Below are 26,177 nucleotides of genomic sequence, written 5' to 3' on the forward strand. Positions count from 1 at the left end.
CCTCCATCTTTTCTGAAAAGACTAAATATTTTGTATGTTGTTATTTTAATATAAATTGACAATGTTTGACAAGGTTAATTTGATAAAATATTCAAAAATCTTTTTATATAAAAGTGGAATGCAGTTGTATTAGGTGTTGAAGTATTTCGAAAGCGCTAACATACATATGAGAGGAAAATGAATCTTTTGTAAGAAAAAAGATTTATATGTAGAAAAAAGAGAGGCATTCTGGAAAGAATGGCCCCTCTTTTTTTGATAAGTATAATATTTGTACTTAAGCTTGTTTTGATTTTACTGACCCTGTATTTAAAGTAAGGGCAAGGAAGAACATTGCAAGTACGCAAGATACAAGTAATAAGATGAATCCGCCATCCCATCCGAATGCATCTACGATAAAGCCCATAGCGGCACTAGCGAAAGCAGCTCCGCCTAAGTAACCGAAGAATCCAGTTAAGCCTGCTGCAGTTCCAGCAGCTTTCTTTGGTGCTAAGTCAAGAGCGTGTAGACCAATTAGCATAACAGGTCCGTAAATTAAAAATCCAATTGCGACAAGTGCGATACTATCAACCATTGGATTACCAGGAGGGTTTAGCCAGTACACAAGAACGGCGATAAATACACCAACCATAAATAAAATACCAGCAGGTGCGCGGCGTCCTTTAAATAGTTTATCACTCATCCATCCGCAAAGAAGTGTACCTGGAATACCAGCCCATTCATATAGAGCGTAAGCAGTACGTGAGCTACTATGAGTAAAGCTTTTTTCTTCTACTAAGTAAGTAGGAGCCCAGTCTACAACGCCGTAACGTACGAAATATACGAAAACGTTCGCAATAGCGATGTACCATAAAAACTTATTGTTTAATACGTATGTAAATAAAATTTCCTTTACTGAAAGTTCACGTTCGCGATCTTTTACTTTTTCATCTGGTGGATATTCTCCAGTATGTTCTTCAATAGAAGGCAATCCGCAAGATTGAGGTGTATCTTTCATCGTAATTAATACATAAATACCAACTAAAATTGAAAGAATACCTGGGAAGTAAAAAATACTTTTCCAGTCATCTGCGAAGAGGTATAAGCCTAATGTTACAAGGGAAGGCATAAGCGCTCCGCCAACATTATGAGCGACGTTCCAAATAGACATTTTTGTACCACGTTCGCTAATAGAGAACCAGTGAACCATCGTACGACCACAAGGAGGCCATCCCATACCTTGTACCCATCCATTTAAAAACTGAAGTACAAACATAAGTATAATGCTCGTTGTAATGAAAGAAAATGAGCCGAAAATAATATTAATGATACCTGATAAAAATAGCCCAGCTGCTAAAAAGTAGCGAGGATTACAACGATCGGATACGATACCCATAAGAAATTTACTTAATCCGTAAGCAATAGAAACTGCTGAAAGGATAACCCCAAGTTCCCCTTTACTAAAGCCTTGTTCAATTAAGTATGGCATTGCTAGTGAAAAGTTTTTTCGAACAAAGTAATAACCTGCATAGCCGATGAAGATACCTAAAAATACTTGTAAACGTAATTTACGGTATTCACTATCAACGCGATCAGCTGGTAAGCGTTCTGCGTGGGGCGCAGGTTTAAAGAATTGTGTGAAAAACATAAAATGAAAATCCTCCCCAATTTAATTCGAAGTGTTGTAAGTCAGAGAGAATATAAAAAGGCCATGAAATATAAAAAAGTTTCCTTTTTTATGATTCATAGCCGTGTACTCCGATTCTCCGTGACTGTCAATATTAACTTCGTCGAAAATTATACAACTTTGTGACAAAAATGTAAACGTTTTTATAAATAAAAAGTGTTGACGGATTTTGTTCGTCGGATTAATATTTAAATACGTTAAATATTTTATTGTTTAAATAAGAGGTGGATAACATGCCAAATGATATGACGCATATCGATAAAATTCAAGCTCTTGCCTTTTCAATCGGAAAGAAAATGCAGACAGAGTTATTAGAACAAATGCAAGCAACAGGACTTACACCACCGCAGTTTTATATTTTAAAGATTTTAGATCATTATGGAGCTTCAAGGGCGACAAAATTAGCAAAAAAGATGTATGTAAAGCCTAGTGCAATTACAGTGATGATCGATCGTTTAATTGACCAAGAGCTTGTAGAGCGTTATCACGACAAAGATGACCGCCGTGTTGTCATTATTGAGTTAACAAAAAAGGGGAAAGCTAGGGTAGAAGAGGCAATGACCGCTCGTAATGAGCACATTGCAAAATACTTCTCACATTTAGAATTACAAGAAAGAGAAGATTTATTACGTCTCTTTGAGAAGTTAGAAACAATTATTTGCGGGACACAAGAGAAAAAAGAGAATAACTAAGAGGAATTGAGGAGATTACATGGAGCAACAAGAAAATATAAATAGAAAGTTGTTGTTAATCGGTTTAATCATCGCTATGCTATTTGCTGCCTTAGATGGAACAATCGTTGGTACAGCAATGCCGCGTATCGTCGGTGAACTAGGTGGATTAAGCTTAATGACGTGGTTAACAACAGCCTATATGTTAACATCAACGACAGTTGTACCAATTGCAGGTAAATTAGCGGATTTACTTGGCCGTCGTAACGTATATATTACAGGGTTAGTTATCTTTATGGTTGGCTCAGCGTTATGTGGTATGGCAAATGGTATGACAGAATTAATTATTTTCCGTGGTATTCAAGGTCTTGGTGGCGGTATTATGATGCCAATGGCTATGATTATTATCGGAGATATGTTCACGGGAAAAGAACGTGCGAAATGGCAAGGTATTTTTGGTGCGTTATACGGTCTTGCTTCTGTAATTGGACCACAAGTGGGTGGTTGGATTGTAGATGCAGTGAACTGGAGATGGGTATTCTACATTAACTTGCCAGTTGGTATTTTAGCAACAATCTTTATTGCAATGGGATTAAAATCACATAAACAAACAGGACCAATTAAAATTGATATTGCTGGGATCTTTACAATGATTCTCGGTGTTGTAAGTTTATTACTTGCATTAACGTTTGGTGGAAAAGATTACGCATGGGATTCTTGGCAAATTATCGGGTTATTTGCATTAGCTTTAATTGGTATCGTTAGCTTTGTTATCGTTGAAACGAAAGCGGAAGAACCAATTTTACCGATGCATTTCTTTAAAAATCGTACATTTACATTACTAAATGCGATTGGATTCTTTATGAGTATTGGAATGTTCGGTGCCATTATGTTCGTACCATTCTTCATGCAAGGAATTGTAGGAGTAAGTGCTGCTGAATCAGGAACAATTATGACGCCAATGATGATTACAATGATTGTGATGAGTATTATTGGCGGGCAACTTGTATTAAAAGTTGGTGTAAAACCACAAATTATTACAGGAATGCTTATAATGGCTGGAGGATTCTGGTTATTAACAACGATGGATATGCACACAACTAAATTGACTGCTACTTCTTATATGATGGTTATCGGTTTAGGAATGGGTCTTGTAATGCCGACATTAACATTAGCGTTACAAGAAAGCTTCCCGAAAAAAGATCTTGGTGTCGTAACATCATCAAGTCAGTTCTTCCGTCAAATCGGCGGAACATTTGGTATTACAATTTTAGGATCAATCATGAATAACACTTCAGGTACAACATTAACAAAGAATTTAGTACCTGTATTAGATACATTCCCGAAAGAAGCGGGACAAATGGTAACGAAATTTAAAGATATGATTCATACAGATCCACAAGGTTTATATTCAATGCTATTTAGTCCAGAGGCATTAAAACAAATGCCAGAAGCATTCGCTAATAGCATTGTACCGATTTTGAAAAACTCTTTAGTAGACTCACTTCATACTGTATTCTTAACAGGATTAGTATTTATCGTAGTAGGCGCTATCTTTACGATTTTCTTACAGAAGATTAAACTGTCAGATCGTAAAAAGGATGCTAAAGAGCCAGCTACAGAGGAAAAAGAACAAACTGTATCATATTCGTAATGAAAAAGCATCGCCTTATGGCGGTGCTTTTTTGAGTATAACCTTAAAAGCTTTTTCGTGAGAAATGATTGACGTATTTCTAGAAATACGTTATATTATTTTATGTAAACGGTTACATGGAATGGAGAGGGAAGAGAATGAGTACGATTAAAGACGTTGCAAAATTAGCGGGAGTATCTGTTGCGACCGTTTCCAGAGTTTTAAATAAAAATGGATATGTTCATGAAGATACATTAAAGAAAGTAGAACGAGCGATTGAGATGCTAGATTATAAACCTAGTACAGTAGCACGTTCACTATATAATAAGAAATCTCGTTTAATTGGTTTAGTTGTTCCAAATATCGTGAATCCATTCTTTCCAGAAGTTGCACGTGCCGTAGAAGATGTAGCGCATAAGCAAGGATATACAGTTGTACTTTGTAACTCTGATGAAAATTTAGAGAAAGAAAAGCAATATATTGATGTACTTAGACAAAATAATGTGGACGGATTTATTGTAGCAACAAACCCAAAAAATAGTGTGAATTACATGAATTTGTCAGTACCAGTGGTTGCAATTGACCGTATGTTTAATGAGCGTATACCTGCTGTGTATGCTGATAACTATGCGGGAAGTCAGGCAGCGACAAAGTTATTAATAGATAAAGGCTGTAAACATATTGCGCATATTCGCGGACCGCGTGACGTAAGCACGGCTAATGAACGTTTTGAAGGTTTTGTAGACGTTATTACGCAAAATAATCTTTCTTATATGATTGCAGAGAGTACATTTGATCCGGCTAATAGTGAGCGTGTAGCGGTGGAATTATTAGAAGAGTACCCACATATAGATGGAATTGTTGCTGGGAATGATTTAATTGCAATAGGTATTGTAAAGGCTGCACTTCAAAAGGGAATTTCTATTCCGGATGATTTACAAATTATCGGATTCGATGGAATTTCTTTAACAGAGATGATGTATCCATCTATTACAACTGTTGCACAGCCAATTTATGAAATGGGGAAAATTGCAACAGAACTGCTGTTAGAGCAGATGGAAGGAAACGTATTAGAAGAGAAACACTATCGTTTACCGATTGAAATTATAGAACGAAATACAACGAAGTAAGGAGCTGAAATAGATGCCAAATATTGCAGTAGTAGGTAGTATTTCAATGGACTTAGTGGCCGTTTCAAAAAAACGTCCGAAAGCAGGAGAAACAGTAATTGGTGAAGCATTTCATACAATTCCAGGAGGAAAAGGAGCTAACCAAGCGGTTGCTGCAGCTAGATTAGGCGCAAATGTAGCAATGGTTGGAGCGGTAGGAAACGATAATTATGGAACTGTAGTTAAGAAAAATTTAGAGAACGAACGTGTTTTTATCGACTATGTGGTACCGGTTACAGATGCGGCGACAGGAATTGCTCATATCGTTTTAGCAGAAGAGGATAACAGTATTGTTGTTGTGCAAGGAGCGAATGCTCTCGTAAATGATTCGATTGTAGATCGTTCAAAAGATCTTCTTATAAAAGCAGATATGGTTGTTCTTCAACTAGAGATTCCACTTGAAACAGTGGAATATGTATTAGCTATTTGTGAGGAGCATAATATTCCAGTTATGTTAAATCCAGCGCCAGCACAAGTATTGTCAAAAGATATTTTAGAAAAGGCAACTTATATTACGCCAAATGAACATGAGTGTCGCATCGTATTAGATGATTTCACATCGCCAATTGAAGATTTATTGGCTAAATATCCAAATAAACTATTGATGACAGAAGGTTCTAACGGTGTACGTTTCCATAATGGTACGGAGATTGTACATGTTCCTAGCATTGCTGTTGATGTAGTGGATACAACTGGAGCTGGTGATACATTTAATGGTGCGTTAGCAGTTGCGCTTTCTGAAGGCGAAACACTTCAAAAAGCAATTCGTTTTGCGAATATTGCTGGTGGTCTTTCTGTAACGAAGCTTGGAGCACAAGGCGGTATGCCAACGAGAGATAGAGTACGTGAAGTGCAGGTGATTGTCGGATGAAAAAGCACGGCGTATTAAACAGTGAGATTGCAGCAGTGCTTGCTTCACTTGGGCATACGGATACGATTGTAATCGCTGATTGCGGTTTACCAATTCCTGACGGAGTAAAGAGAATTGATCTAGCTGTTGAAATAGGAAAACCTAGCTTTTTAGATGTATTGCAAGTGGTAGCAGATGATATGGCAATTGAAAAAGTGACGTTAGCAGAAGAAGTTATTCACAATAATGCGGAAGTAAATAAAGAAATAGAGCAGAAATTAATAGAACCAGCATTTGAGTATGTATCTCACGAACAATTTAAAGAGCATACAAAGAAAGCGAAGGCGATTATTCGTACAGGCGAGGCTACGCCTTATGCAAATGTAATTTTACATGCAGGCGTGATTTTTTAATAAAGGGAAGTGATGGGAATGCATATTGAAATGAAAAACATTTCAAAGGCGTTCAATGGAAATCCTGTTTTGAAGAATGCACAGTTTATGATTGAAACAGGAGAAGTCCATGCATTGATGGGGGAAAATGGAGCGGGTAAATCAACGCTCATGAAGATTTTAACAGGTGTATACAAAAAAGATGGTGGGACAATCACGATTGATGGGCAAGAGCGCACCTTTAAAAATGCGAAAGAAGCTGAAGAGTACGGCATCGCATTTATACATCAAGAACTAAACATATTGCCGAATTTAACAGTAGCTGAAAATATGTTTCTCGGTAAAGAGTTAATGTATGGGAAAACAGGTATTTTACGCACTCGACAAATGAACGCGATTGCACAGCAGCAACTAGCAGAGCTAGGATTGCATGTAAGAGGTGCTATGTTAGCAGAGGAACTATCGGTTGGACAACAGCAGATTATCGAAATTGCGAAAGCGTTAATGACAAACGCGAGCGTTATTATTATGGATGAACCGACAGCTGCATTAACAGATCGTGAGATTGAAACGTTGTTTACTGTCATTAATAAATTACGTAAAGAAGGCGTGTCGTTCGTTTATATCTCACACCGAATGGAAGAAATTTTTTCAATATGTGATACCATTACGATTTTACGTGATGGGGAATACGTCGGAAAGAGAGCCATTCCGGAAACATCATTTGATGAAGTAGTGAGTATGATGGTGGGGCGCAGCATTGGTGAACGTTATCCAGAACGAAATAGTCAAATTGGCGATGTTATTTTGGAAATGCGTAATGGAACGAAAAAAGGGAAGTTTGAAAATGTTTCGTTTCAAGTTAGAAAGGGTGAAATCCTTGGTGTTGCTGGTTTGATGGGAGCTGGCCGTACAGATATTATGAAAGCGATATTTGGATACGAACCTTTAGATTCTGGCCAAATTTTTATAAATGGACAAGAAGTAAAGATTGATAGTCCGATAGATGCGATTAGACAAAGAATTGCATTCATTACAGAGGATAGAAAATCTGAAGGGTTAGTATTAGATTTCTCAATTCGAGAAAATTTAGCTTTACCAAATTTAGAGAGTCTTTCAAAGGGAAGTGTTCTAAGCAATGAGCTAGAACAACAGTTTACAGCGGACATGATGAAACTTCTTAATGTGAAAGCATCTAGTGGAGAGCAAGCGGTGAAATCTCTTTCTGGTGGAAATCAGCAAAAAGTTGTTATTGCGAAATGGCTAGGTATCCACCCGCAGTTACTCATTTTAGATGAGCCAACAAGGGGTGTTGATGTTGGAGCGAAAAAAGAAATTTACTCTATTATGAATAAGCTTACCGAAGAAGGAGATGCCGTTATTATGGTATCATCTGAGCTTCCAGAAGTTTTAGGGATGAGTGATCGCGTTCTTGTTATTCATGAAGGAAAAGTCGGCGGCATTTTAGAGAAAAATGAGGCATCACAAGAGTCTATTATGGCACTAGCTACAGGGGGAGAGTAAGGATGGCTAAGAAGGGGAATGTATTACAACAACTTGGGTCTTTAATTGGACTAGCGCTAATTATTGTAGTAATTACAGCTTTAAATCCAGCGTTTATTGAAATTCCAAATTTATTTAATATACTGCGTCAAGTATCGATTAATGCGCTTATTGCATTCGGAATGACCTTTGTAATTTTAACAGGGGGTATTGACTTATCGGTAGGTTCTATTTTAGCATTATCAAGTGCACTTGTTGCTGGAATGATGGCAAGTGGCATGGACCCGTTCCTTGCGATGGCAGTTGGATTATTAGCTGGTCTTGTAATGGGAATTGTAAACGGTATCATCATAGCAAAGGGAAAAGTAGCTCCATTTATTGCGACTTTAGCAACAATGACTATTTTTCGCGGGTTGACGCTTGTTTATATGGACGGACGTCCGATCACTGGACTTGGTGATCATTTAATGTTCCAAATGTTTGGTCGCGGGTATTTTCTCGGTATTCCGGTACCAGCTGTTACAATGATGATCGCTTTTGCAGTACTGTACTTCATTTTGAAGAAAACGACATTTGGTCGCCGTACATTTGCAATTGGTGGAAATGAAGAAGCAGCAGCATTATCAGGTATTAATGTTACGAGAATTAAAGTAATGATTTACGGTCTTTCTGGAATTTTGGCAGCGCTTGCAGGTATTGTCCTAACATCAAGACTAGATTCTGCACAGCCAACTGCAGGTACTTCTTACGAGTTAGATGCAATTGCAGCAGTTGTATTAGGTGGAACAAGTCTTTCTGGGGGAAGAGGATGGATTGTTGGTACATTCATCGGTGTACTTATTATTGGTGTACTAAATAACGGTTTAAATTTATTAGGTGTATCTTCTTTCTTCCAACAAGTTGTAAAAGGACTTGTAATCTTACTAGCTGTATTAATTGATCGCCGAAAAGAAGCGTAATGGAGGGACAGTTCATGAAGAAATGGTTACTTATACTCGTTGCATGTATTATGGTCATTACTGCTGGTTGTTCAATGGAACCACCAGAATGGGCAAAGGATTCTAGCGATAAAGGTCGAAATAAAACTATTAAAGTTGGATTCTCTGTTTCAACTTTAAACAATCCATTTTTTGTGACTTTGAAAAAAGGGGCAGAAAAGAAAGCGAAAGAAAGCGGTATTGAATTGATTGCTGTTGATGCGCAAAATGATGCAGCAAAGCAAACGAACGATGTTGAAGATTTAATTCAAAAAGGTGTCGATGTAGTTGTTATTAATCCAACCGATTCAGATGCTGTTGCTTCAGCGGTAAGTGCGGCAAATGCAGCGAACGTTCCTGTTATTACAGTAGACCGCGTTGCAAATTCAGGTAAGGTTGTTTCTCACATTGCATCTAATAACATCGAAGGTGGTCAAATGGCTAGTGATTACATTCGTGAATTAGTCGGCGAAGGAGCAAACGTTGCTGAGTTAGAAGGAATCCCTGGATCCTCTGCTGCTCGTGAACGTGGGAAAGGATTCCATAACGTAGCCGATAAGTCTTTAAAAGTAGTTGCTAAACAAGCGGCTGATTTTGATAGAGCAAAAGGATTATCTGTTATGGAAAACATTTTGCAAGCAAATGGTGATATTAAAGCCGTGTTTGCGCATAACGACGAGATGGCATTAGGTGCACTTGAAGCATTGAAGTCTGCTGGGAAAACAGATGTAGTCGTTGTTGGATTTGATGCAACAGAAGATGCTGTAAAAGCGGTTAAAGATGGGCGTATGGCTGCAACAGTCGCTCAAAAACCGGAATTAATCGGAGAGAAGGCGATGCAAACAGCAAAAGAGATCACACAAGGTAAAAAAGTGGACAAATCTATTCCGATTGAATTAGAGCTTATTAAGAAAAATAAATAAATATAAAATGAAAATTAGGAAGGAAGAATAACAAATGAAATTCTTTATTGATACAGCAAACATTAACGAAATTAAAGAGGCAAATGCATTAGGCGTATTAGCTGGAGTAACGACAAATCCATCACTTGTAGCAAAAGAAGGTGTAGATTTCCACGAGCGCATTCGTGAAATTTGCAACGTCGTAGAAGGACCTGTAAGTGCAGAAGTAATTAGTTTAGAAGCAGATAAAATGATCGAAGAAGGAAAAGAGTTAGCGAAAATTGCTCCAAACGTTGTTGTAAAAGTTCCAATGACAACAGAAGGTTTAAAAGCAGTAAAAGCGTTCTCTGACTTAGGAATTCGTACAAACGTTACATTAGTGTTCTCAGCAGTTCAAGCATTACTTGCAGCTCGTGCTGGTGCAACATACGTTTCACCATTCTTAGGTCGCTTAGATGATATCGGTCATAACGGTATGGACTTAATTCGCCAAATCGCAGAAATCTTTGCAATTCACGGTATCGAAACAGAAATTATCGCAGCATCTGTACGTCACAGTGTTCACGTAACTGACGCAGCATTAAACGGTGCACATATTGCAACAATCCCAGCAAACGTAATTGCTTCATTAGTGAAGCACCCATTAACAGATCAAGGAATTGAGAAATTCTTAGCTGATTGGGAAAAAACACAAGAGAAATAATAGAAAATCAAGAATCCTAGTTTAATTGACTAGGATTCTTTTTTATTTAAAAGAATTTTCATGCAATTTTGCATATTGTCTTTTAAATTTGTTATATAAGCTATTTAATATATATCAAATCACTTTTTATGTTTCATATTTCGACATAAAACAGTAGAAGTTCTGACCAGAAAACTGGAGGGCATGATTCTATAACAGAAAGCTTAACGTTTATAGGATTGTGCCTTTTTATATAGGGAGGGCAGAAAGTAGAGCTTTTGATTTAAATGCACTTATTTATCTGAATTTTAAGTTTTATAAAAGGAGAGAAATAGAATGAGAAGAAAAGCGCCATTTAAAGTGTTATCGTCACTAGCAATTGCGGCAATTATCGGATGCACATCTGTAATGAGTGCTCCATTAGCATACGCAGAAACGCCAGCAAAAGAGAAAATAAATGTGTCTACAACACCAATTGATTACAATTTAATTCAAGAAGATCGTTTAGCGGAAGCTCTGAAAGAAAGAGGAACAATTAATCCAGCATCTTCTAAAGAAGAGACGAAAAAAGCTGTAGAGAAATATATTGAAAAGAAACAAGGGGACCAGGCAAATAAAGAAATTCTTCCAACCGATACTGCTAAAGAGGCATCTGATTTCGTGAAAAAAGTAAAAGAGAAAAAAATGGAAGAAAAGGAGAAAGTAAAGAAACCTGAAAAAAATGTTAGCCCTGAGCAAAAGCCTGAACCAAATAAAAAACAATTGAATGGGCGAGTTCCAACATCTAAAGCAAAGCAAGCACCGTATAAGGGACCGGTTCGAACTGATAAAGTATTAGTGTTACTCGTTGAATTTAGTGATTATAAACATAATAATATTGATCAAACGCCAGGGTATATGTATTCGAATGACTTTAGTAGAGAGCATTATCAAAAGATGTTATTTGGTAATGAACCATACACGTTATTTGATGGTTCGAAAGTAAAAACATTTAAACAATATTACGAAGAGCAGTCTGGTGGTAGTTATACGACAGATGGATATGTAACGGAGTGGCTAACTGTTCCAGGAAAAGCATCTGACTACGGTGCTGATGGTAGTAGTGGTCACGATAATAAAGGACCAAAAGGCGCACGTGATTTAGTGAAAGAAGCTTTACATGCAGCTGCTGAGAAAGGGTTAGATTTATCTCAATTTGATCAGTTTGATAGATATGATACAAATGGTGATGGGAATCAAAATGAGCCTGACGGTGTAATTGATCATTTAATGGTAATCCATGCAGGTGTTGGTCAAGAAGCTGGTGGTGGTAAATTAGGCGATGATGCCATTTGGTCACATCGTTCAAAATTAGCAATAGATCCAGTAGCAATTGAAGGGACAAAATCAAAGGTAGATTACTTTGGTGGCAAAGTAGCAGCACATGATTACACAATTGAACCAGAAGATGGAGCAGTAGGCGTATTTGCGCATGAATTTGGACATGACCTTGGCTTACCAGATGAATATGATACGAAATATACTGGAACGGGTTCACCTGTCGAAGCTTGGTCACTCATGAGTGGGGGAAGTTGGACAGGGAAAATTGCAGGAACAGAGCCAACTAGTTTCTCACCACAAAATAAAGATTTCTTACAAAAGAATATGGGTGGCAACTGGGCAAGAATTTTGGAAGTAGATTACGATAACATTAAACGTGGTGTAGGAGTTCCTACATATATCGATCAAAGTGTTACGAAGTCCAATCGTCCAGGCGTTGTACGTGTTAACTTACCAGGTAAAAGTGTTGAAACGATTAAGCCGGAGTTTGGAAAGCATGCATATTACAGTACAAGAGGAGATGATATGCATACAACACTAGAAACACCATTCTTTGATTTAACAAAAGGAACAAATGCAAAATTCGATTATAAAGCAAATTATGAGTTAGAAGCAGAGTGCGATTTTGTCGAAGTACATGCAGTAACAGAAGATGGAACGAAAACATTAATTGATAGACTTGGAGAAAAAATAGTCCAAGGAGATAAAGATACAACAGATGGGAAATGGATTGATAAATCATACGATTTAAGTCAATTTAAAGGAAAAAAAGTGAAACTACAATTCGACTATATCACAGATCCAGCTGTAACGTATAAAGGTTTTGCGATGGACAATGTAAATGTAACAGTTGATGGACAAGTAGTATTTTCTGATGATGCAGAAGGACAGTCTAAAATGAATGTAAATGGTTTTGTTGTTTCTGATGGGACAGAGAAAAAAGCTCATTATTACTACTTAGAGTGGAGAAACTATGCGGGATCAGATAATGGATTAAAAGCAGGAAAAGGTCCAGTGTATAATACAGGTCTTGTCGTTTGGTACGCAGATGATAGCTTTAAAGATAATTGGGTTGGGGAGCATCCAGGTGAAGGCTTTCTTGGTGTTGTAGACTCTCATCCAGAAGCATTTGTTGGCAATTTAAATGGAAAACCAACTTACGGTAATACTGGTATGCAAATTGCAGACGCTGCATTTTCATTTGATCAAACACCAGCATGGAGTGTAAATTCATTAACACGTGGACAGTTTAACTATTCTGGATTACAAGGTGTTACAACTTTTGATGATTCAAAAGTATATAGTAATAAACAAATTGCAGACGCAGGAAGAAAAGTTCCGAACCTTGGACTTAAATTCCAAGTTGTTGGACAGGCAGAGGATAAATCAGCAGGCGCTGTTTGGATTAAACGTTAATAACAGAAAAGCACATTCTTCATATGAAGAATGTGCTTTTGAATTTGTACAGTAAGTTATTATTTTAGTTTATGTAATACAAGTGTCTGTTCATATATTGTGTATCAAATTATGTGGGGGAAGGAAATATTTCCGAGGAAATTGTCGAAGTATCGTCGGTATTTATTCAGTTTCTTTTTTAAAGGAAGAAGGTAGTGTTGATTTTATACATACGCTTATTTACAGTAGTACTTGGTTATACACAAAAGTAATATATTAGGCGAAAAAAGACAATGATGGAATTATCCTATCATTGTCTTTTTTACTTTGTCTTTGCCTTTTACTTTGCTTCTGACATAAATCATTCCGGCAAATGTTAATAAGAATGCAGTTCCAATAACGAAGCTGACGCTAGGGGATGCCCCGATTGCTCCAACTGTAAAGGATCCAGCAACAACTCCTAATGAGAAGAAAGCATAAAACAATCCAAATGCTTTTCCGCGCTTATCATCTGTCGTATTTTCAACAAGTAATGCATTTATTGATGGGAAAAGGATAGCGAATCCAATGCCATAAATCATCATAACGATAAAGAGCATGCCTTTTGTTGCAAATAATCCAAGTAAAGATAACGCTAATGCCATTACTGCAATACCAATTAGCATTAGTTTTGAACGATTAAATCGATCGTAAATACGATTTGTTGGTAGTAAGAAGAAGAGGATAGCGGTAATACCGAATACACTTAACATCATGCCTGTTGTAGATGCTTTAAGTGCTAATGCCTCAACTTTCACTGGTAACATATAAGTGACAATTCCTTGTGAAAACATGAGTGTGAAAGCACCAATATATGCCTGTAATAACGGTTCTGATTTCAATAGTTCAAACATATCTTCTTTGTTCATCATTTGTGTTCTTGAAGTATCTTTTCTTGATACGTTATTTGGTAAGAAGAAGAGAGATACGATTGTACCAAGAACCATTAAAATAGAAATGGTAATGAACACCCACTCTATACCAGCAGTTGCTTTCATAATCCCGCTGAAGGCAGGTCCTACAATTGCCGCTGTTCCAACAGCAGCACCAGATAGGGCCATTGCTTTACCTTGTCTTGCTGCATTTGTTTGTTTTGATAAAAACGTAAAGGCAGCAGGAATTAAAAACCCGTCACTAAAGCCATGCATAAAGCGCACAACTAATAGTTGTTCACCACTTTGAACAACGGTGTATAACAAGACTATGAAACTCATAAGTCCCATGCTTATATAAAGTATTTTTTTTGCACCAAATTTATCGACAGCAGCGCCAGCAATAATATTACCGATCATATTAGCAAATGAGTACATGCCGACAACTAGCCCAATAATAAGAGGGGATCCTCCAAGACTTTGAGCGAACGTACTCATAATAGGTAATTGTGAAAATGTATCTAGAAACGCTACGATAACAATAAAGTAAATAAAATATTTCAAGCGATATTCACCTCTCCTATGCTATTATGGCATAATGCTAATTTCAACCGCAATGAAATTGAGTTAACAGATGTGGAAAAAAGTACAAAGTGACAAAATATTGAACGTTATTTGTTAAAATTTAGTGGAAATGATATTGTTTTTTTGAAATATATGGATAGAAGTATTATAATAGATTTGTAAACTTCACCAGGTTAAGTATATACATAGAGAGGGATGTATAAAATGAAAGCATTACTTTGGCATAATCAACGTGATGTAAGAGTAGAAGAAGTACCAGAACCAACTGTAAAACCAGGAGCAGTTAAGATTAAAGTGAAATGGTGTGGTATCTGCGGGACAGACCTGCATGAATATTTAGCAGGACCTATTTTTATTCCAACAGAAGAGCATCCATTAACACATGTAAAAGCACCGGTTATTTTAGGTCATGAGTTTAGCGGTGAGGTAGTTGAAATCGGTGAAGGCGTTACATCTCATAAAGTGGGAGACCGCGTCGTTGTAGAACCGATTTATTCTTGTGGTAAATGTGAAGCTTGTAAACATGGACATTACAATGTTTGTGAACAACTTGTTTTCCACGGTCTTGGCGGAGAAGGCGGCGGTTTCTCTGAATATACAGTAGTACCAGAAGATATGGTTCACCATATTCCAGATGAAATGACGTATGAACAAGGTGCACTTGTAGAACCAGCAGCTGTAGCAGTTCATGCAGTACGTCAAAGTAAATTAAAAGAAGGGGAAGCTGTAGCAGTATTCGGTTGTGGTCCAATTGGACTTCTTGTTATCCAAGCAGCTAAAGCAGCAGGAGCAACTCCGGTTATTGCAGTTGAACTTTCTAAAGAACGTCAAGAGTTAGCAAAATTAGCAGGTGCGGATTATGTATTAAATCCAGCTACTCAAGATGTATTAGCAGAAATTCGTAACTTAACAAATGGTTTAGGTGTAAATGTGAGCTTTGAAGTAACAGGCGTTGAAGTAGTACTTCGTCAAGCGATTGAAAGTACAAGTTTCGAAGGACAAACTGTAATTGTTAGTGTATGGGAAAAAGACGCAACAATTACTCCAAACAATCTTGTACTAAAAGAAAAAGAAGTGGTTGGTATTTTAGGATACCGTCATATCTTCCCAGCTGTTATTAAATTAATTAGCTCTGGTCAAATTCAAGCAGAGAAATTAATTACGAAAAAAATCACAGTAGATCAAGTTGTTGAAGAAGGATTTGAAGCACTTGTAAAAGATAAAACACAAGTGAAAATTCTTGTTTCACCTAAATAATATAGAATAGTAAAAAGTAGCTCTTTTCTAGAAATAGAAGAGGGCTACTTTTTTTCTATACAGAAAGGTGATAGACTTTCCTGTAACTACAGGTATTTTGTTTGGAAGGGGAAGTCTCATGCTTTCATTTATGTTGACATTGAAACGAATGCTAAAAGCTTGTTTACGAGCGTGGAAGGATAAAGAATTTCAAGTATTATTCGTATTAACATTTTTAACATTAACATCTGGTACGATTTTTTATAGTACAGTTGAAGGATTACGTCCTCTTGACGCTTTGTATTTTAGCGTTGTGACGCTGACGACTGTCGGTGATGCGAATTTTAGCCCGCAAACTGATTTTGGGAAAATATTTACAATCTTATACATATTTATTGGAATTGGATTAGTGTTTGGATTTATACATAAGTTGGCAGTTAATGTCCAACTGCCAAGTATATTATCGAATAGAAAAAAAGAGTAAATGTGTATGCTTTACTCTTTTTTTACATTAGTTTAGATAAGCCTTAATAATAGTTTATTAAAATGAAAGTGCATTCATTCATTATATTCACTGTGTATAAAGTTATAATGATATGAAAATCTGCATATTTTAATTTATTGATAGAAATTTCGTGAAAGGTGGGATATTCTAGTCATAGGTTAACCGGACGACATCATAGGATCCTAACAAAAAGTTTACAATAATTCGATTATAAAATGGAGGATTTCAGATGAAAAAGAAAGTACTTGCTTTAGCAGCAGCTATTACATTAGTAGCTCCTTTACAAAGCGTTGCATTTGCTCATGAAAACGATGGGGGAAGTAAAATAAAAATAGTTCACCGCTGGTCTGCTGAAGATAAACATAAAGAAGGTGTAAATTCTCATTTATGGATTGTAAATCGTGCGATTGATATTATGTCTCGCAATACAACACTTGTAAAACAAGATCGAGTTGCACAATTAAATGAATGGCGTACGGAGTTAGAGAACGGTATTTATGCTGCTGACTATGAAAATCCTTATTATGATAATAGCACATTTGCTTCACATTTCTATGATCCAGACAATGGAAAAACATATATTCCATTTGCAAAGCAGGCAAAAGAAACTGGCGCTAAATATTTCAAATTAGCTGGTGAATCATACAAAAATAAAGATATGAAACAAGCATTCTTCTATTTAGGATTATCTCTTCATTATTTAGGAGATGTAAACCAACCGATGCATGCGGCAAACTTTACAAATCTTTCATATCCACAAGGATTCCATTCTAAATATGAAAACTTTGTAGATACGATAAAAGATAATTATAAAGTAACGGATGGAAATGGATATTGGAACTGGAAAGGTACAAATCCAGAAGAGTGGATTCATGGAGCGGCAGTAGTAGCGAAACAAGATTACTCTGGAATTGTAAATGATAATACGAAAGATTGGTTCGTAAAAGCAGCTGTGTCACAAGAATATGCAGATAAATGGCGCGCTGAAGTTACGCCAATGACAGGTAAGCGATTAATGGATGCACAACGTGTTACTGCTGGATACATTCAGCTTTGGTTTGATACGTACGGAGATCGTTAAGTATTTAAAAAAGGTCAAATCTCACAATAGAGTATTTGACCTTTTTATTACTATACACATGGAGGGATGGAACGTGAAAGGTAAATTGCTAAAAGGTGTACTTAGCTTTGGGATTGGTTTAGGAGTTTTATACGGAGGATCTTCAGCTCAAGCAGACACGTCTACAGATCAAAACAACACTTTGAAAGTGATGACGCATAACGTATACATGCTATCAACGAACTTATATCCAAACTGGGGACAAAGTCAGCGTGCTGATTTAATTGGGGCGGCAGATTATATAAAGAATCAAGATGTTGTTATATTAAATGAAGTGTTTGATAATAGTGCTTCAAATCGCTTATTAGGAAACTTGAAGAAAGAATATCCAAATCAAACAGCGGTATTAGGTCGTAGTAACGGAAATGAATGGGATAAAACGTTAGGTAGCTATTCATCTTCAACGCCTGAAGATGGAGGCGTTGCAATCGTGAGTAAATGGCCGATTGTTGAAAAGATTCAATATGTATTTGCAAAAGGATGCGGGCCAGATAATTTATCAAATAAAGGGTTTGTATACACGAAAATTAAGAAAAATGATCGTTTCGTTCATGTGATTGGGACACACTTGCAGGCTGAAGATAGTATGTGTGGAAAAACTTCACCTGCATCTGTACGTACAAACCAGCTAAAAGAAATTCAAGATTTTATTAAAAATAAGAATATACCAAATGACGAGTACGTTCTATTTGGTGGTGATATGAACGTGAATAAAATAAATGCAGAGAACAATAGTGACTCAGAGTACGCATCCATGTTTAACACATTGCATGCGTCAATTCCATCTTATACGGGACATACAGCAACTTGGGATGCAACGACAAACAGTATTGCAAAATATAATTTCCCTGAAAGTCCTGCCGAGTATTTAGATTATATTATTGCAAGTAAGGACCATGCGAATCCATCATTTATAGAGAATAAAGTATTACAACCGAAATCTCCACAGTGGACTGTTACATCATGGCTAAAAAAATATACGTATGATGATTATTCTGATCATTATCCAGTAGAGGCGACTATTTCTATGAAGTAGTCCTAAAAAAGTTTCTTCTTAAATAGGAAGAAACTTTTTTATTTTGTAGAGGAGATTCCAACTTTCTTTCCAATATGTATAAGAAATATAGAGAAGAGGAGAGAAAAAATGTGGATCGAGGAATTTTCAAAGAAGTTCCATTACCGTGTGCATTTTTGGATGAAGTAGCTTTAGATAGAAATATTCAATTGATTATAGAATTAAGTGGAAATAAGAAGATTCGTATAGCGAGTAAATCGTTACGTTCTGTTCCGGTTATGCAAAAGATTTTAGCTGCAAATGATCGATTTCAAGGTATCATGTGTTTTTCACCTAGGGAAGCTTTATTTTTAATTGAACAAGGATTCAATGATTTATTGCTCGGATATCCTGCTTATGATGAAAGAGCGTTACATGAAATAAGTTTGCTAACAAAGCAAGGGCTCATTATAACTTGTATGGTGGATTGTGAAGATCATATCGTTTATTTAGAAAAAATTGCTGAGAAGTCTAAAGGATGTTTTCGTGTTTGCTTAGATATTGATATGAGTAGTCATTTTTTTAAGTTTCATTTTGGGGTCAAAAGATCACCGATAAAAGATGTGCAAGGTGCTTTGAAAATAGTAAAAAGGTTGAAAGAATCATCGTTTTTAATCTTAGATGGTGTAATGGGATATGAAGCCCAAATTGCTGGGGTAGGAGATCGCATACCGAATCAACGAGTGAAAAGTAAAGTGATTTCACATTTAAAGAAGAAATCAGTGTTAGAAGTTCCAGAAAGAAGAGGACATATCGTAAAAGAAATACAAAATCTAGGTATTGAACTAAGGTTTGTAAATGGGGGAGGTACAGGAAGTATAAAAACAACTGAACAAGATCATTCAGTTTCAGAGATTACAATAGGTTCGGCTTTTTATGCCCCGAAGCTATTTGATTATTATAAAGAGGTACAATTTCATCCAGCTGTCGGATTTGCTTTACCAGTTGTGCGTAAACCAGCCTCGACAATTTACACTTGTCTAGGTGGCGGATATATCGCCTCAGGAGCAATCGGGAAAGATAAAGAACCTGAGATTTGGAGGCCGGGTGGTGCAAAACTATTAGCTTTAGAAGGCGCTGGTGAAGTGCAAACACCGATTTTTTATAACGGTGAGGAACGAGTAGAGATAGGAGATTCTATCTTATTTCGTCATAGTAAAGCTGGAGAATTATGTGAGCGGTTTCCATTTTTATATCGTGTGAAAGAAGGAGAGATTGTTGGGGAGTATTCAACATATCGGGGGGATGGCCAATGCTTTCTATAAAGGGACAAAAATGGAGAAATTGGACAGGGAATGTAGAAGGAACACCGCATTATACGATGTATCCAGAAAGTATAAAAGATGTAGTAGAAGTTGTAGGGCTTGCGCGAAAGAAAGGGAAGAAAATTCGTGTTGTCGGTTCAGGACACTCGTTTACACCTCTTGTGCAAACGGAAGAAATTCTGGTTTCTTTAGATGAATTGAAGGGAATTGTGAATATTGATACGGAGAAGATGGTTGCCGAAGTATGGGCAGGAACAAAGCTACATGAGCTAGGGAAGTTACTTGAAGAAAAAGGTTATGCGCAAGAAAATTTAGGGGATATTGATTCGCAATCTATTGCAGGAGCAATTAGTACGGGGACGCATGGAACGGGTATTACCTTTGGAAGTTTATCAACACAAGTGATAGAGATTACGGCAGTTTTATCTACAGGTGAGAGTATAGTTTGTTCGGAAACGGAGAATGTACAATATTGGAGAGCTTTTCAGTTGTCTCTTGGAATGTTAGGTATCATTGTAAAAATAAAATTGAAGGTTATTCTAGCCTATTCACTCGTTTATAAAAGTGAAAAACAGTCATTATCTACTGTAATGAACAAGCTAGAAGAATATAAGAAGAATCGCCATTTTGAATTTTTTGTTTTTCCTTATTCAGATGAAGTGCAAGTGAAAATTACAAATGAAACAACAGATAAAAAAAGTGATTTGAAATGGCATAAACTAAAGGTAGAGTTACTTGAAAATAAGATGTTCTCTTTGTTATCTAAAGGATGTAAATGGTTTCCTTCTATAAGTAAAGGAGTAAGTCGATTATCAGCTAGAGCTGTACCGAATACAAAAATAATTGGTCCGAGTTATGAAGTATTTGCTACATCGCGTGCAGTTCCATTTTATGAAATGGAGTATAGTGTTCCTTCAAAGTATATGCAGACCGTTGTAGAAGAAATTTCAAACCTTATTGAAAAGAAAAAGTATAAAGTACACTTCCCAATTGAATGTCGTTATGTGAAAAGGGATGACATATGGCTCAGCCCAGCGTATGGAAGAGATTCTGCGTATATAGCTGTTCATATGTATAAAGGTATGAAGTATGCTGCTTATTTTGGTGAGGTGGAGAAAATTTTTTTAAAGTATGAGGGACGCCCGCATTGGGGGAAAATGCATACGTTAACGTACGAAAAATTACAAAATATATATCCAGAATTGCATTCGTTTCTAAAGGTGAGGAAATTATTAGATGAAGCAGAAATGTTTTCAAATCCTTACACAGAAAAGTTATTTACGATTATGAAAAAAAGCTGACAAAGTATTACTTGTCAGCTTTTTTTAGTACGATTGCATTTCTTGTTTGACTAATTCGCTCGTAAAATAGTAACTTATCACGACTAAATACATGTAATAAGACATGAATAATAAATAGACCGTTAATTACGAGTTGGAATAATAATATAACTACTAATATTAAAGGCTCTTTAAGATTTAAGATAGAGCTACTAGAAAGAATATAATTGATTCCACCTAAAACGAAATAGAATATACCATAACGGATGAATAGTTCCTTCAACGTAATACGATCTGATTTTCCTTTCACGTAAATACGAAGCAATGCTTTACCAATTGTCTTTCCATTCGTAAAGTATGGAATGATAATAAAGTAAATAAAGATCGAACACGTTATGAAAATGAGTTCGTATATGTTCGTGTAAGATTGAATATTAGAAACAAAGAAAGAATTTCCTTTGTTTTTAATGACAGGTACAACGACGGATAAGAAAATCCAATCAATTTGCATCGCGATAAAGCGACGAACGAATCCGACGGGTTTCGTTTCTAAATCAATATGACTATCTAATTCGCTTGCTTTCGGAAGGAAGTACGTAAATATTGGTGCAATGATAAAGCCAATTACGCCGCCTAATGTATTTAAAAACAGATCGTCTATATCAAATAAGCGGTACGCACAATTGTATATACCGTATAGTCCAGTCACTTGTGTTAGCTCGAAAAAGAGTGAAAGACAAAAAGAAATACAAATTGTTTGTAAGAAACTACGTCGGAAATAATAACGTAAGTAAATACCGAATGGAACGGTTAATAGAACGTTAAATGCTACTTGTAAAAACGCAGATTCTTTTAATAGGTAGAAATAAGTAGCTGGTTTCGTTAAAATTGCCGAAGTATGATTACTAATTTCTTGTATGAAATAAAATGGTGATAGTTGCATGTGCTGCGTATTAGCCGGTTGTAGGCTACAAGTATCATATGTTTGTGGTAACGGCAAAATCACAAGAAAATAGGCATTTAATAAGTAAAGTAATAATGAGTACAAAATAAATGAACGCCATTTATTTAAATAACCATACTTTCGGTAGTTAAATATTAAAAAAGGTATTAAGAGAAACATTGCTAAAATAGGAAATAAAATAAATGCTGTTTTTACTGGAAATAAATATGCAGTCAAAATGAAGCTCCTTTCAATAAAAATTCGTTTATCATTATAACGTTAAAAGAGCCTAAAAACAAAATTAAAATATTTAGAAATAGAAAAATTACAAATTTCAATGGAATTAAGTTATACTAAATTTAATATAAGGATATTATGATTATTATAAGTTGAAAGAGGGTACAAGATATGCGATATGAGCTTTTTTCTGTAAGTGGGGATCATATTACAACTTTTGAAAGTGCATGGCGTTTTCAAGAGGGAGAACAGATTTTTGTTCATGATGATCAAACAAAACGAAATTTTATTATTATCCGCCTAACGCATGATGTATTTCAACAAAATAAACATGTTATTCGTTTGTATTGTCAAGAAAAGAAAGTATACGCATAAAAAAGCGAGTCATCCTAGTGTAATAGAATGACTCGCTTTTGATTTGTAAGTTTCACTTTATAAGAAAATAAGAGTAAGTACACCTACGATAATGCAATAGAAAGAGAAATATTTTAAATTTCCTTTTGCCATAATGTTCATAAACCATTTTAATGAAATATACGTCATGATAAATGTTGCGATAAATGCAACGATATATGGTACGAATAATGTATCTAGATTTGGATCTTTTGCAATGTCTGTAATACTTAGTAATAAACCACCTAAGCTAACAGGGATATATAGTAAGAATGAGAAACGAAGAGCCGTTTCCTGCTTCATACCAAGTAACATCGCTGCTACGATTGTTGCACCTGATCGGCTTATTCCAGGAATTAGTGCGCAAGCTTGTGCTAATCCGACGATAATTGCATCTTTCATAGAAAGATCGCCATCATTTTTACGCCCACGCAAGTTTCTAATAATCCAAAGGCCGACAGCGGTAATAAGAAGGGAAATCCCAACCATTTTCACACCTTTTAAGTACTGATCGATGTAATCTTTAAATAAAACACCAATAACACCTGCTGGAATGGTCGCAATGACAAGGTAAATAATAAAGAAGAAATCTGATTTTGCATCTTCTGCTCTTGTAAAGATATAAGATAGACCATTCTTCGTTAGACGAATTAAATCATTTCTATAAATAAGTAATACAGCTAATAATGAAGCTGAATTAACAAGTAGTTCAAAGCTAAACCCTTCTATTTTTAGTCCTAGCAAATGCTGTGCTAAAACGAGGTGACCGCTTGAAGAAATCGGAATCGGTTCTGTTAGTCCTTGGAATAGACCAAGAATTAAATATTTTAAAATGTAGTAAAATTGTTCCATAATAACCTCCTTGTTTAATAGTTGAAAGAAACAACTTGTCCATTATAACAAAGATACGGCTTAATCTTGAGAAGAAATAAATATTCGAAATATAATAAAAATCCCTTATAACAGTATAAGGGATTTTTATTATTAATGAGAAACTACTGTTTCTTCAAGACTTTTCGTTAATTGAACATCGACTTTCTCAGCATCATGAATGTGATTCATAATAGTAGTATTTAACTTTTGGAACATTTGTTGTGTATTAGCGAATTCTCGTAATATATCATCATTACAAGTCTTTTGGTTTTCAATAGCTTTAATAACATTTGTAGCACCGTTTTGTAACGTTTGAATCATAATTAAAATATTTTCGATTCTAGCGTTTGTATCGGCACTCATTTCTACACCTTCATCGACTAAATGCAAATTATCTTTTGTATTATCGTATGCTTTTTCAATCTCTTCTTGAATTTTTTTCGTTAAGTTGCCGATGTTTTTTGTACTTTCAGCGGTACTTTCTGCTAGTTTTCTTACTTCATTGGCAACGACAGCGAATCCTTTACCGTGCTCTCCAGCACGAGCAGCTTCAATACTTGCATTTAAAGCAAGTAAATTTGTTTGTGCTGCAATGTTTTGGATGACTTCTACAATTTGCTCGATTTCTTTTGAACGTTCACTTAAATGATTCATACTATTAGACGTGCGCTGGGATTGTTCACCTAATTTATTAATTACAATAAGTAAACGATGAACAGATTCTTTTCCTTCGTTAGAACAATCAATAATTTCTTCAATAGATTGAATTAAGCTTTGTTCTTTTTGTAACATTTCGTTATTCAATTCATTGGAATGTGTAGTACGTGTTGAAACATTTTCGAAACATGAGCTTAATTGTTGAACTAAATTTTGAAGTGTATTGTGCTGGTTATTTACAAGTTGATGCTCTTGAACAACGCTTTGTACACGATCGTGGATAGAAGAAATAGTCTCTTGCTGTTCAATATCCTTTTGTTTTAATTCTGCTTCTAGTTCTTGTATACGATTTTCTAATTGATCAATTTTATGTTGGAGTGATTTCTTTTGAGTAAACATATATTTATTTCAACCGCCTTTAGAAGTTATATTTTCTCTATATTTGGATTTTAGCATCTTTTATAATTTTTAAATATAGGAATTGTTAAATATTTAAGAATCTATTACATTTTATGCATAATTCCCTTTTTTTCGTCATGAAAAATAAACTGTATTTAATGATATTGTAAACAAACTGTAAAATAAATCATGTATAACTGTATAAGAAGGGAGTCGGATTATGAACTATTTTAAGCGAATCAGTAGTCTAGTATTAGCAGGAATTATAGGTCTTTCTAGTACAGTCGCTGTTAAAGCAGAGTCAAACGACGAGAAACTTAACAACATGCAACAGCAATTGCAGCAAAACGATGCAGAAATGCAAAAGAAAGAGCAAGAGAAGCAAGCTGTTAGTAAAGAAATTCAAGGTATCGAAAACGAACTACATAATTTAAATAATACAATTGCAAAAAATAAAGAGGATCAAGCTGCTATTCAGCGTAAAATCGATGAAACACATAAGCAGATTGAACAAAAAAAGAAAGAGATTGTCGTTTTAGAAGATAAAGTTCTTGCTCGTAAAGATATTATGAGAAAACGTATGGTTTCTGTTCAAAACAGTTCAAATACAAGTTTAGTAGTAGAAGTTGTAGTAGAGTCAAAGAACTTTGCAGACTTCTTACAACGTATGAACGCAGTTTCTACTATTCTAGAAGCTGATAAAGAGATTTTACGTCTACAAGAACAAGACCTTCGTCAAATTGAGGAAGATAAGAAAACAATTGACGAGAAAGAAGCATCTTTAGTAGTAGACAAACAAAAATTAGCAAAAGCACAAGCTGAACTGCAAGATAACTTGAAAAAGCGTCAAGCTAACTTACAAACAGTTCAAGCTAAATATAATCAGGTTGCAAGCCAACTTAATTTAGCGGCAGAAGAAAAAGCTAAAATCGAATCAAACATGAAGGCAGTACAAGAAACGATTGCTCGTGAGCAAGAAGCAGCAAGAATTGCAGCGGAAGAGCGTGCAAAAGCAGAAGCAGCTGCAAAGGCTGAGCAAGAAGCTTTAGCGAAAGCACAAGCAGAAATTGCTGAAAAGAAAAAGCAAGAACAAGCTAGTAAACCAGCTAGTAAACCAGCCGAACCAGTTGCTAATAATAATTCGAAGGTAGAACCTGAACAGCCTTCGAAGCCAACTGCTGGTGGAAGAGAGATCTATGTAGAAGCTACAGCTTATACAGCGGATCCAGCTGAAAATGGTTATGCGCCAGGTCAACAAGTATTTTCTGCATGGGGACACTATAACTTAACTGCAAACCCAGGAATGAAATTAATTGCGGTTGATCCAGCTGTTATTCCATTAGGCTCTACTGTAAAGGTTGACGGGTATGGAGTTGCTATTGCAGCAGACACTGGCGGAGATATTAAAGGTCACAGAATTGATGTTTTAATGCCAGATAAAGGTTCATCAAGTAGCTGGGGCAGAAGAACAGTTAAAGTTACAATTTTAAACTAATACGTAATCCAACTTTACAATACGTAAAGTTGGATTTTTTTATGAAAATAATGTTAAGTTGAGTTTA

The 26,177-nt window shown here is 35.8% G+C and carries 23 protein-coding genes; 18 read left to right on the top strand and 5 right to left on the bottom strand.

Features of this window, described 5'->3' with window-relative positions; genetic code table 11:
* Positions 1-274: 274 nt before the first annotated feature.
* The gene (glpT, locus tag EKQ63_RS05055; protein ID WP_143880788.1) at positions 275-1,624 is read right to left on the bottom strand and encodes a glycerol-3-phosphate transporter; all 1,350 of its coding nucleotides are present in this window, start codon (positions 1,622-1,624) and stop codon (positions 275-277) included.
* Between the two features lie 272 nt (positions 1,625-1,896).
* Between glpT and EKQ63_RS05060 the strand changes: the two genes are divergently transcribed.
* From EKQ63_RS05060 to inhA2, 10 genes are all read left to right on the top strand, one after another.
* On the top strand, positions 1,897-2,355 hold the full coding sequence (locus EKQ63_RS05060; protein ID WP_001132358.1) for a MarR family winged helix-turn-helix transcriptional regulator: 459 nt from the start codon (positions 1,897-1,899) through the stop codon (positions 2,353-2,355).
* A gap of 19 nt (positions 2,356-2,374) precedes the next feature.
* Positions 2,375-3,988, top strand: coding sequence for an MDR family MFS transporter (locus EKQ63_RS05065; protein ID WP_074568104.1), 1,614 nt, complete (start codon positions 2,375-2,377; stop codon positions 3,986-3,988).
* Positions 3,989-4,125: 137 nt separating this feature from the next.
* Positions 4,126-5,097 carry a ribose operon transcriptional repressor RbsR gene (rbsR, locus tag EKQ63_RS05070; protein ID WP_087953828.1) on the top strand — a complete coding sequence of 324 codons (972 nt, stop codon included), beginning with the start codon at positions 4,126-4,128 and terminating at the stop codon, positions 5,095-5,097.
* Between the two features lie 13 nt (positions 5,098-5,110).
* A complete protein-coding gene (gene rbsK / locus EKQ63_RS05075; RefSeq protein ID WP_087953827.1) occupies positions 5,111-6,007 on the top strand; it encodes a ribokinase in 897 nt (298 codons plus the stop codon).
* On the top strand, positions 6,004-6,399 hold the full coding sequence (gene rbsD, locus EKQ63_RS05080; RefSeq protein ID WP_087953826.1) for a D-ribose pyranase: 396 nt from the start codon (positions 6,004-6,006) through the stop codon (positions 6,397-6,399). The genes rbsK and rbsD overlap by 4 nt, the downstream gene beginning before the upstream one ends.
* Positions 6,400-6,417: 18 nt before the next feature.
* Positions 6,418-7,902 (top strand): ribose ABC transporter ATP-binding protein RbsA, encoded by a 1,485-nt coding sequence (gene rbsA / locus EKQ63_RS05085; protein ID WP_143880789.1) that lies wholly within the window; start codon positions 6,418-6,420, stop codon positions 7,900-7,902.
* Between the two features lie 2 nt (positions 7,903-7,904).
* Positions 7,905-8,840: an ABC transporter permease subunit gene (locus EKQ63_RS05090; protein WP_001074633.1), complete on the top strand. Its 936-nt coding sequence runs from the start codon at positions 7,905-7,907 to the stop codon at positions 8,838-8,840.
* A gap of 14 nt (positions 8,841-8,854) precedes the next feature.
* Positions 8,855-9,781, top strand: a complete 927-nt coding sequence (gene rbsB, locus EKQ63_RS05095; RefSeq protein WP_060629555.1) for a ribose ABC transporter substrate-binding protein RbsB — start codon at positions 8,855-8,857, stop codon at positions 9,779-9,781.
* A 34-nt stretch (positions 9,782-9,815) separates the two neighbouring features.
* A complete protein-coding gene (gene fsa, locus EKQ63_RS05100; RefSeq protein WP_000667661.1) occupies positions 9,816-10,463 on the top strand; it encodes a fructose-6-phosphate aldolase in 648 nt (215 codons plus the stop codon).
* Positions 10,464-10,778: 315 nt separating this feature from the next.
* Entirely contained in the window at positions 10,779-13,178 is a 2,400-nt protein-coding gene (inhA2, locus tag EKQ63_RS05105) for a M6 family metalloprotease immune inhibitor InhA2 (RefSeq protein WP_143880790.1), read from the top strand.
* Between the two features lie 281 nt (positions 13,179-13,459).
* On the opposite strand, the gene EKQ63_RS05110 is transcribed toward inhA2, so the two are convergent.
* The gene (locus EKQ63_RS05110; RefSeq protein ID WP_143880791.1) at positions 13,460-14,632 is read right to left on the bottom strand and encodes an MFS transporter; all 1,173 of its coding nucleotides are present in this window, start codon (positions 14,630-14,632) and stop codon (positions 13,460-13,462) included.
* A gap of 225 nt (positions 14,633-14,857) precedes the next feature.
* Between EKQ63_RS05110 and bdhA the strand changes: the two genes are divergently transcribed.
* From bdhA to EKQ63_RS05140, 6 genes are all read left to right on the top strand, one after another.
* On the top strand, positions 14,858-15,910 hold the full coding sequence (bdhA, locus tag EKQ63_RS05115; protein WP_000645822.1) for a (R,R)-butanediol dehydrogenase: 1,053 nt from the start codon (positions 14,858-14,860) through the stop codon (positions 15,908-15,910).
* A gap of 118 nt (positions 15,911-16,028) precedes the next feature.
* Entirely contained in the window at positions 16,029-16,373 is a 345-nt protein-coding gene (locus EKQ63_RS05120; protein WP_000948234.1) for a potassium channel family protein, read from the top strand.
* Between the two features lie 250 nt (positions 16,374-16,623).
* Positions 16,624-17,475, top strand: coding sequence for a phospholipase CerA (gene cerA / locus EKQ63_RS05125; RefSeq protein WP_000731010.1), 852 nt, complete (start codon positions 16,624-16,626; stop codon positions 17,473-17,475).
* A 58-nt stretch (positions 17,476-17,533) separates the two neighbouring features.
* The gene (gene sph, locus EKQ63_RS05130) at positions 17,534-18,550 is read left to right on the top strand and encodes a sphingomyelinase C (RefSeq protein WP_263053827.1); all 1,017 of its coding nucleotides are present in this window, start codon (positions 17,534-17,536) and stop codon (positions 18,548-18,550) included.
* Between the two features lie 110 nt (positions 18,551-18,660).
* The gene (locus EKQ63_RS05135; protein WP_087997414.1) at positions 18,661-19,833 is read left to right on the top strand and encodes an amino acid deaminase/aldolase; all 1,173 of its coding nucleotides are present in this window, start codon (positions 18,661-18,663) and stop codon (positions 19,831-19,833) included.
* Positions 19,821-21,134, top strand: a complete 1,314-nt coding sequence (locus tag EKQ63_RS05140) for a D-arabinono-1,4-lactone oxidase (RefSeq protein ID WP_143880793.1) — start codon at positions 19,821-19,823, stop codon at positions 21,132-21,134. The genes EKQ63_RS05135 and EKQ63_RS05140 overlap by 13 nt, the downstream gene beginning before the upstream one ends.
* Before the next feature lie 7 nt (positions 21,135-21,141).
* Here EKQ63_RS05140 and EKQ63_RS05145 read toward each other — a convergent pair whose 3' ends face one another.
* Positions 21,142-22,293, bottom strand: coding sequence for a VanZ family protein (locus tag EKQ63_RS05145; RefSeq protein ID WP_143880794.1), 1,152 nt, complete (start codon positions 22,291-22,293; stop codon positions 21,142-21,144).
* Positions 22,294-22,464: 171 nt separating this feature from the next.
* On the opposite strand from EKQ63_RS05145, the gene EKQ63_RS05150 reads away from it, so the two are divergent.
* Entirely contained in the window at positions 22,465-22,668 is a 204-nt protein-coding gene (locus EKQ63_RS05150; protein WP_001268332.1) for a hypothetical protein, read from the top strand.
* Between the two features lie 57 nt (positions 22,669-22,725).
* On the opposite strand, the gene EKQ63_RS05155 is transcribed toward EKQ63_RS05150, so the two are convergent.
* The gene (locus EKQ63_RS05155) at positions 22,726-23,538 is read right to left on the bottom strand and encodes an undecaprenyl-diphosphate phosphatase (RefSeq protein WP_000434782.1); all 813 of its coding nucleotides are present in this window, start codon (positions 23,536-23,538) and stop codon (positions 22,726-22,728) included.
* Positions 23,539-23,670: 132 nt separating this feature from the next.
* The gene (locus EKQ63_RS05160) at positions 23,671-24,615 is read right to left on the bottom strand and encodes a methyl-accepting chemotaxis protein (protein ID WP_087953819.1); all 945 of its coding nucleotides are present in this window, start codon (positions 24,613-24,615) and stop codon (positions 23,671-23,673) included.
* A 220-nt stretch (positions 24,616-24,835) separates the two neighbouring features.
* On the opposite strand from EKQ63_RS05160, the gene EKQ63_RS05165 reads away from it, so the two are divergent.
* Positions 24,836-26,110, top strand: a complete 1,275-nt coding sequence (locus tag EKQ63_RS05165; RefSeq protein WP_087953818.1) for a 3D domain-containing protein — start codon at positions 24,836-24,838, stop codon at positions 26,108-26,110.
* Positions 26,111-26,177 lie beyond the last annotated feature (67 nt).

The sequence above is a fragment of the Bacillus sp. BD59S genome, assembly GCF_007363175.1.
GTDB lineage: Bacteria > Bacillota > Bacilli > Bacillales > Bacillaceae_G > Bacillus_A > Bacillus_A pacificus.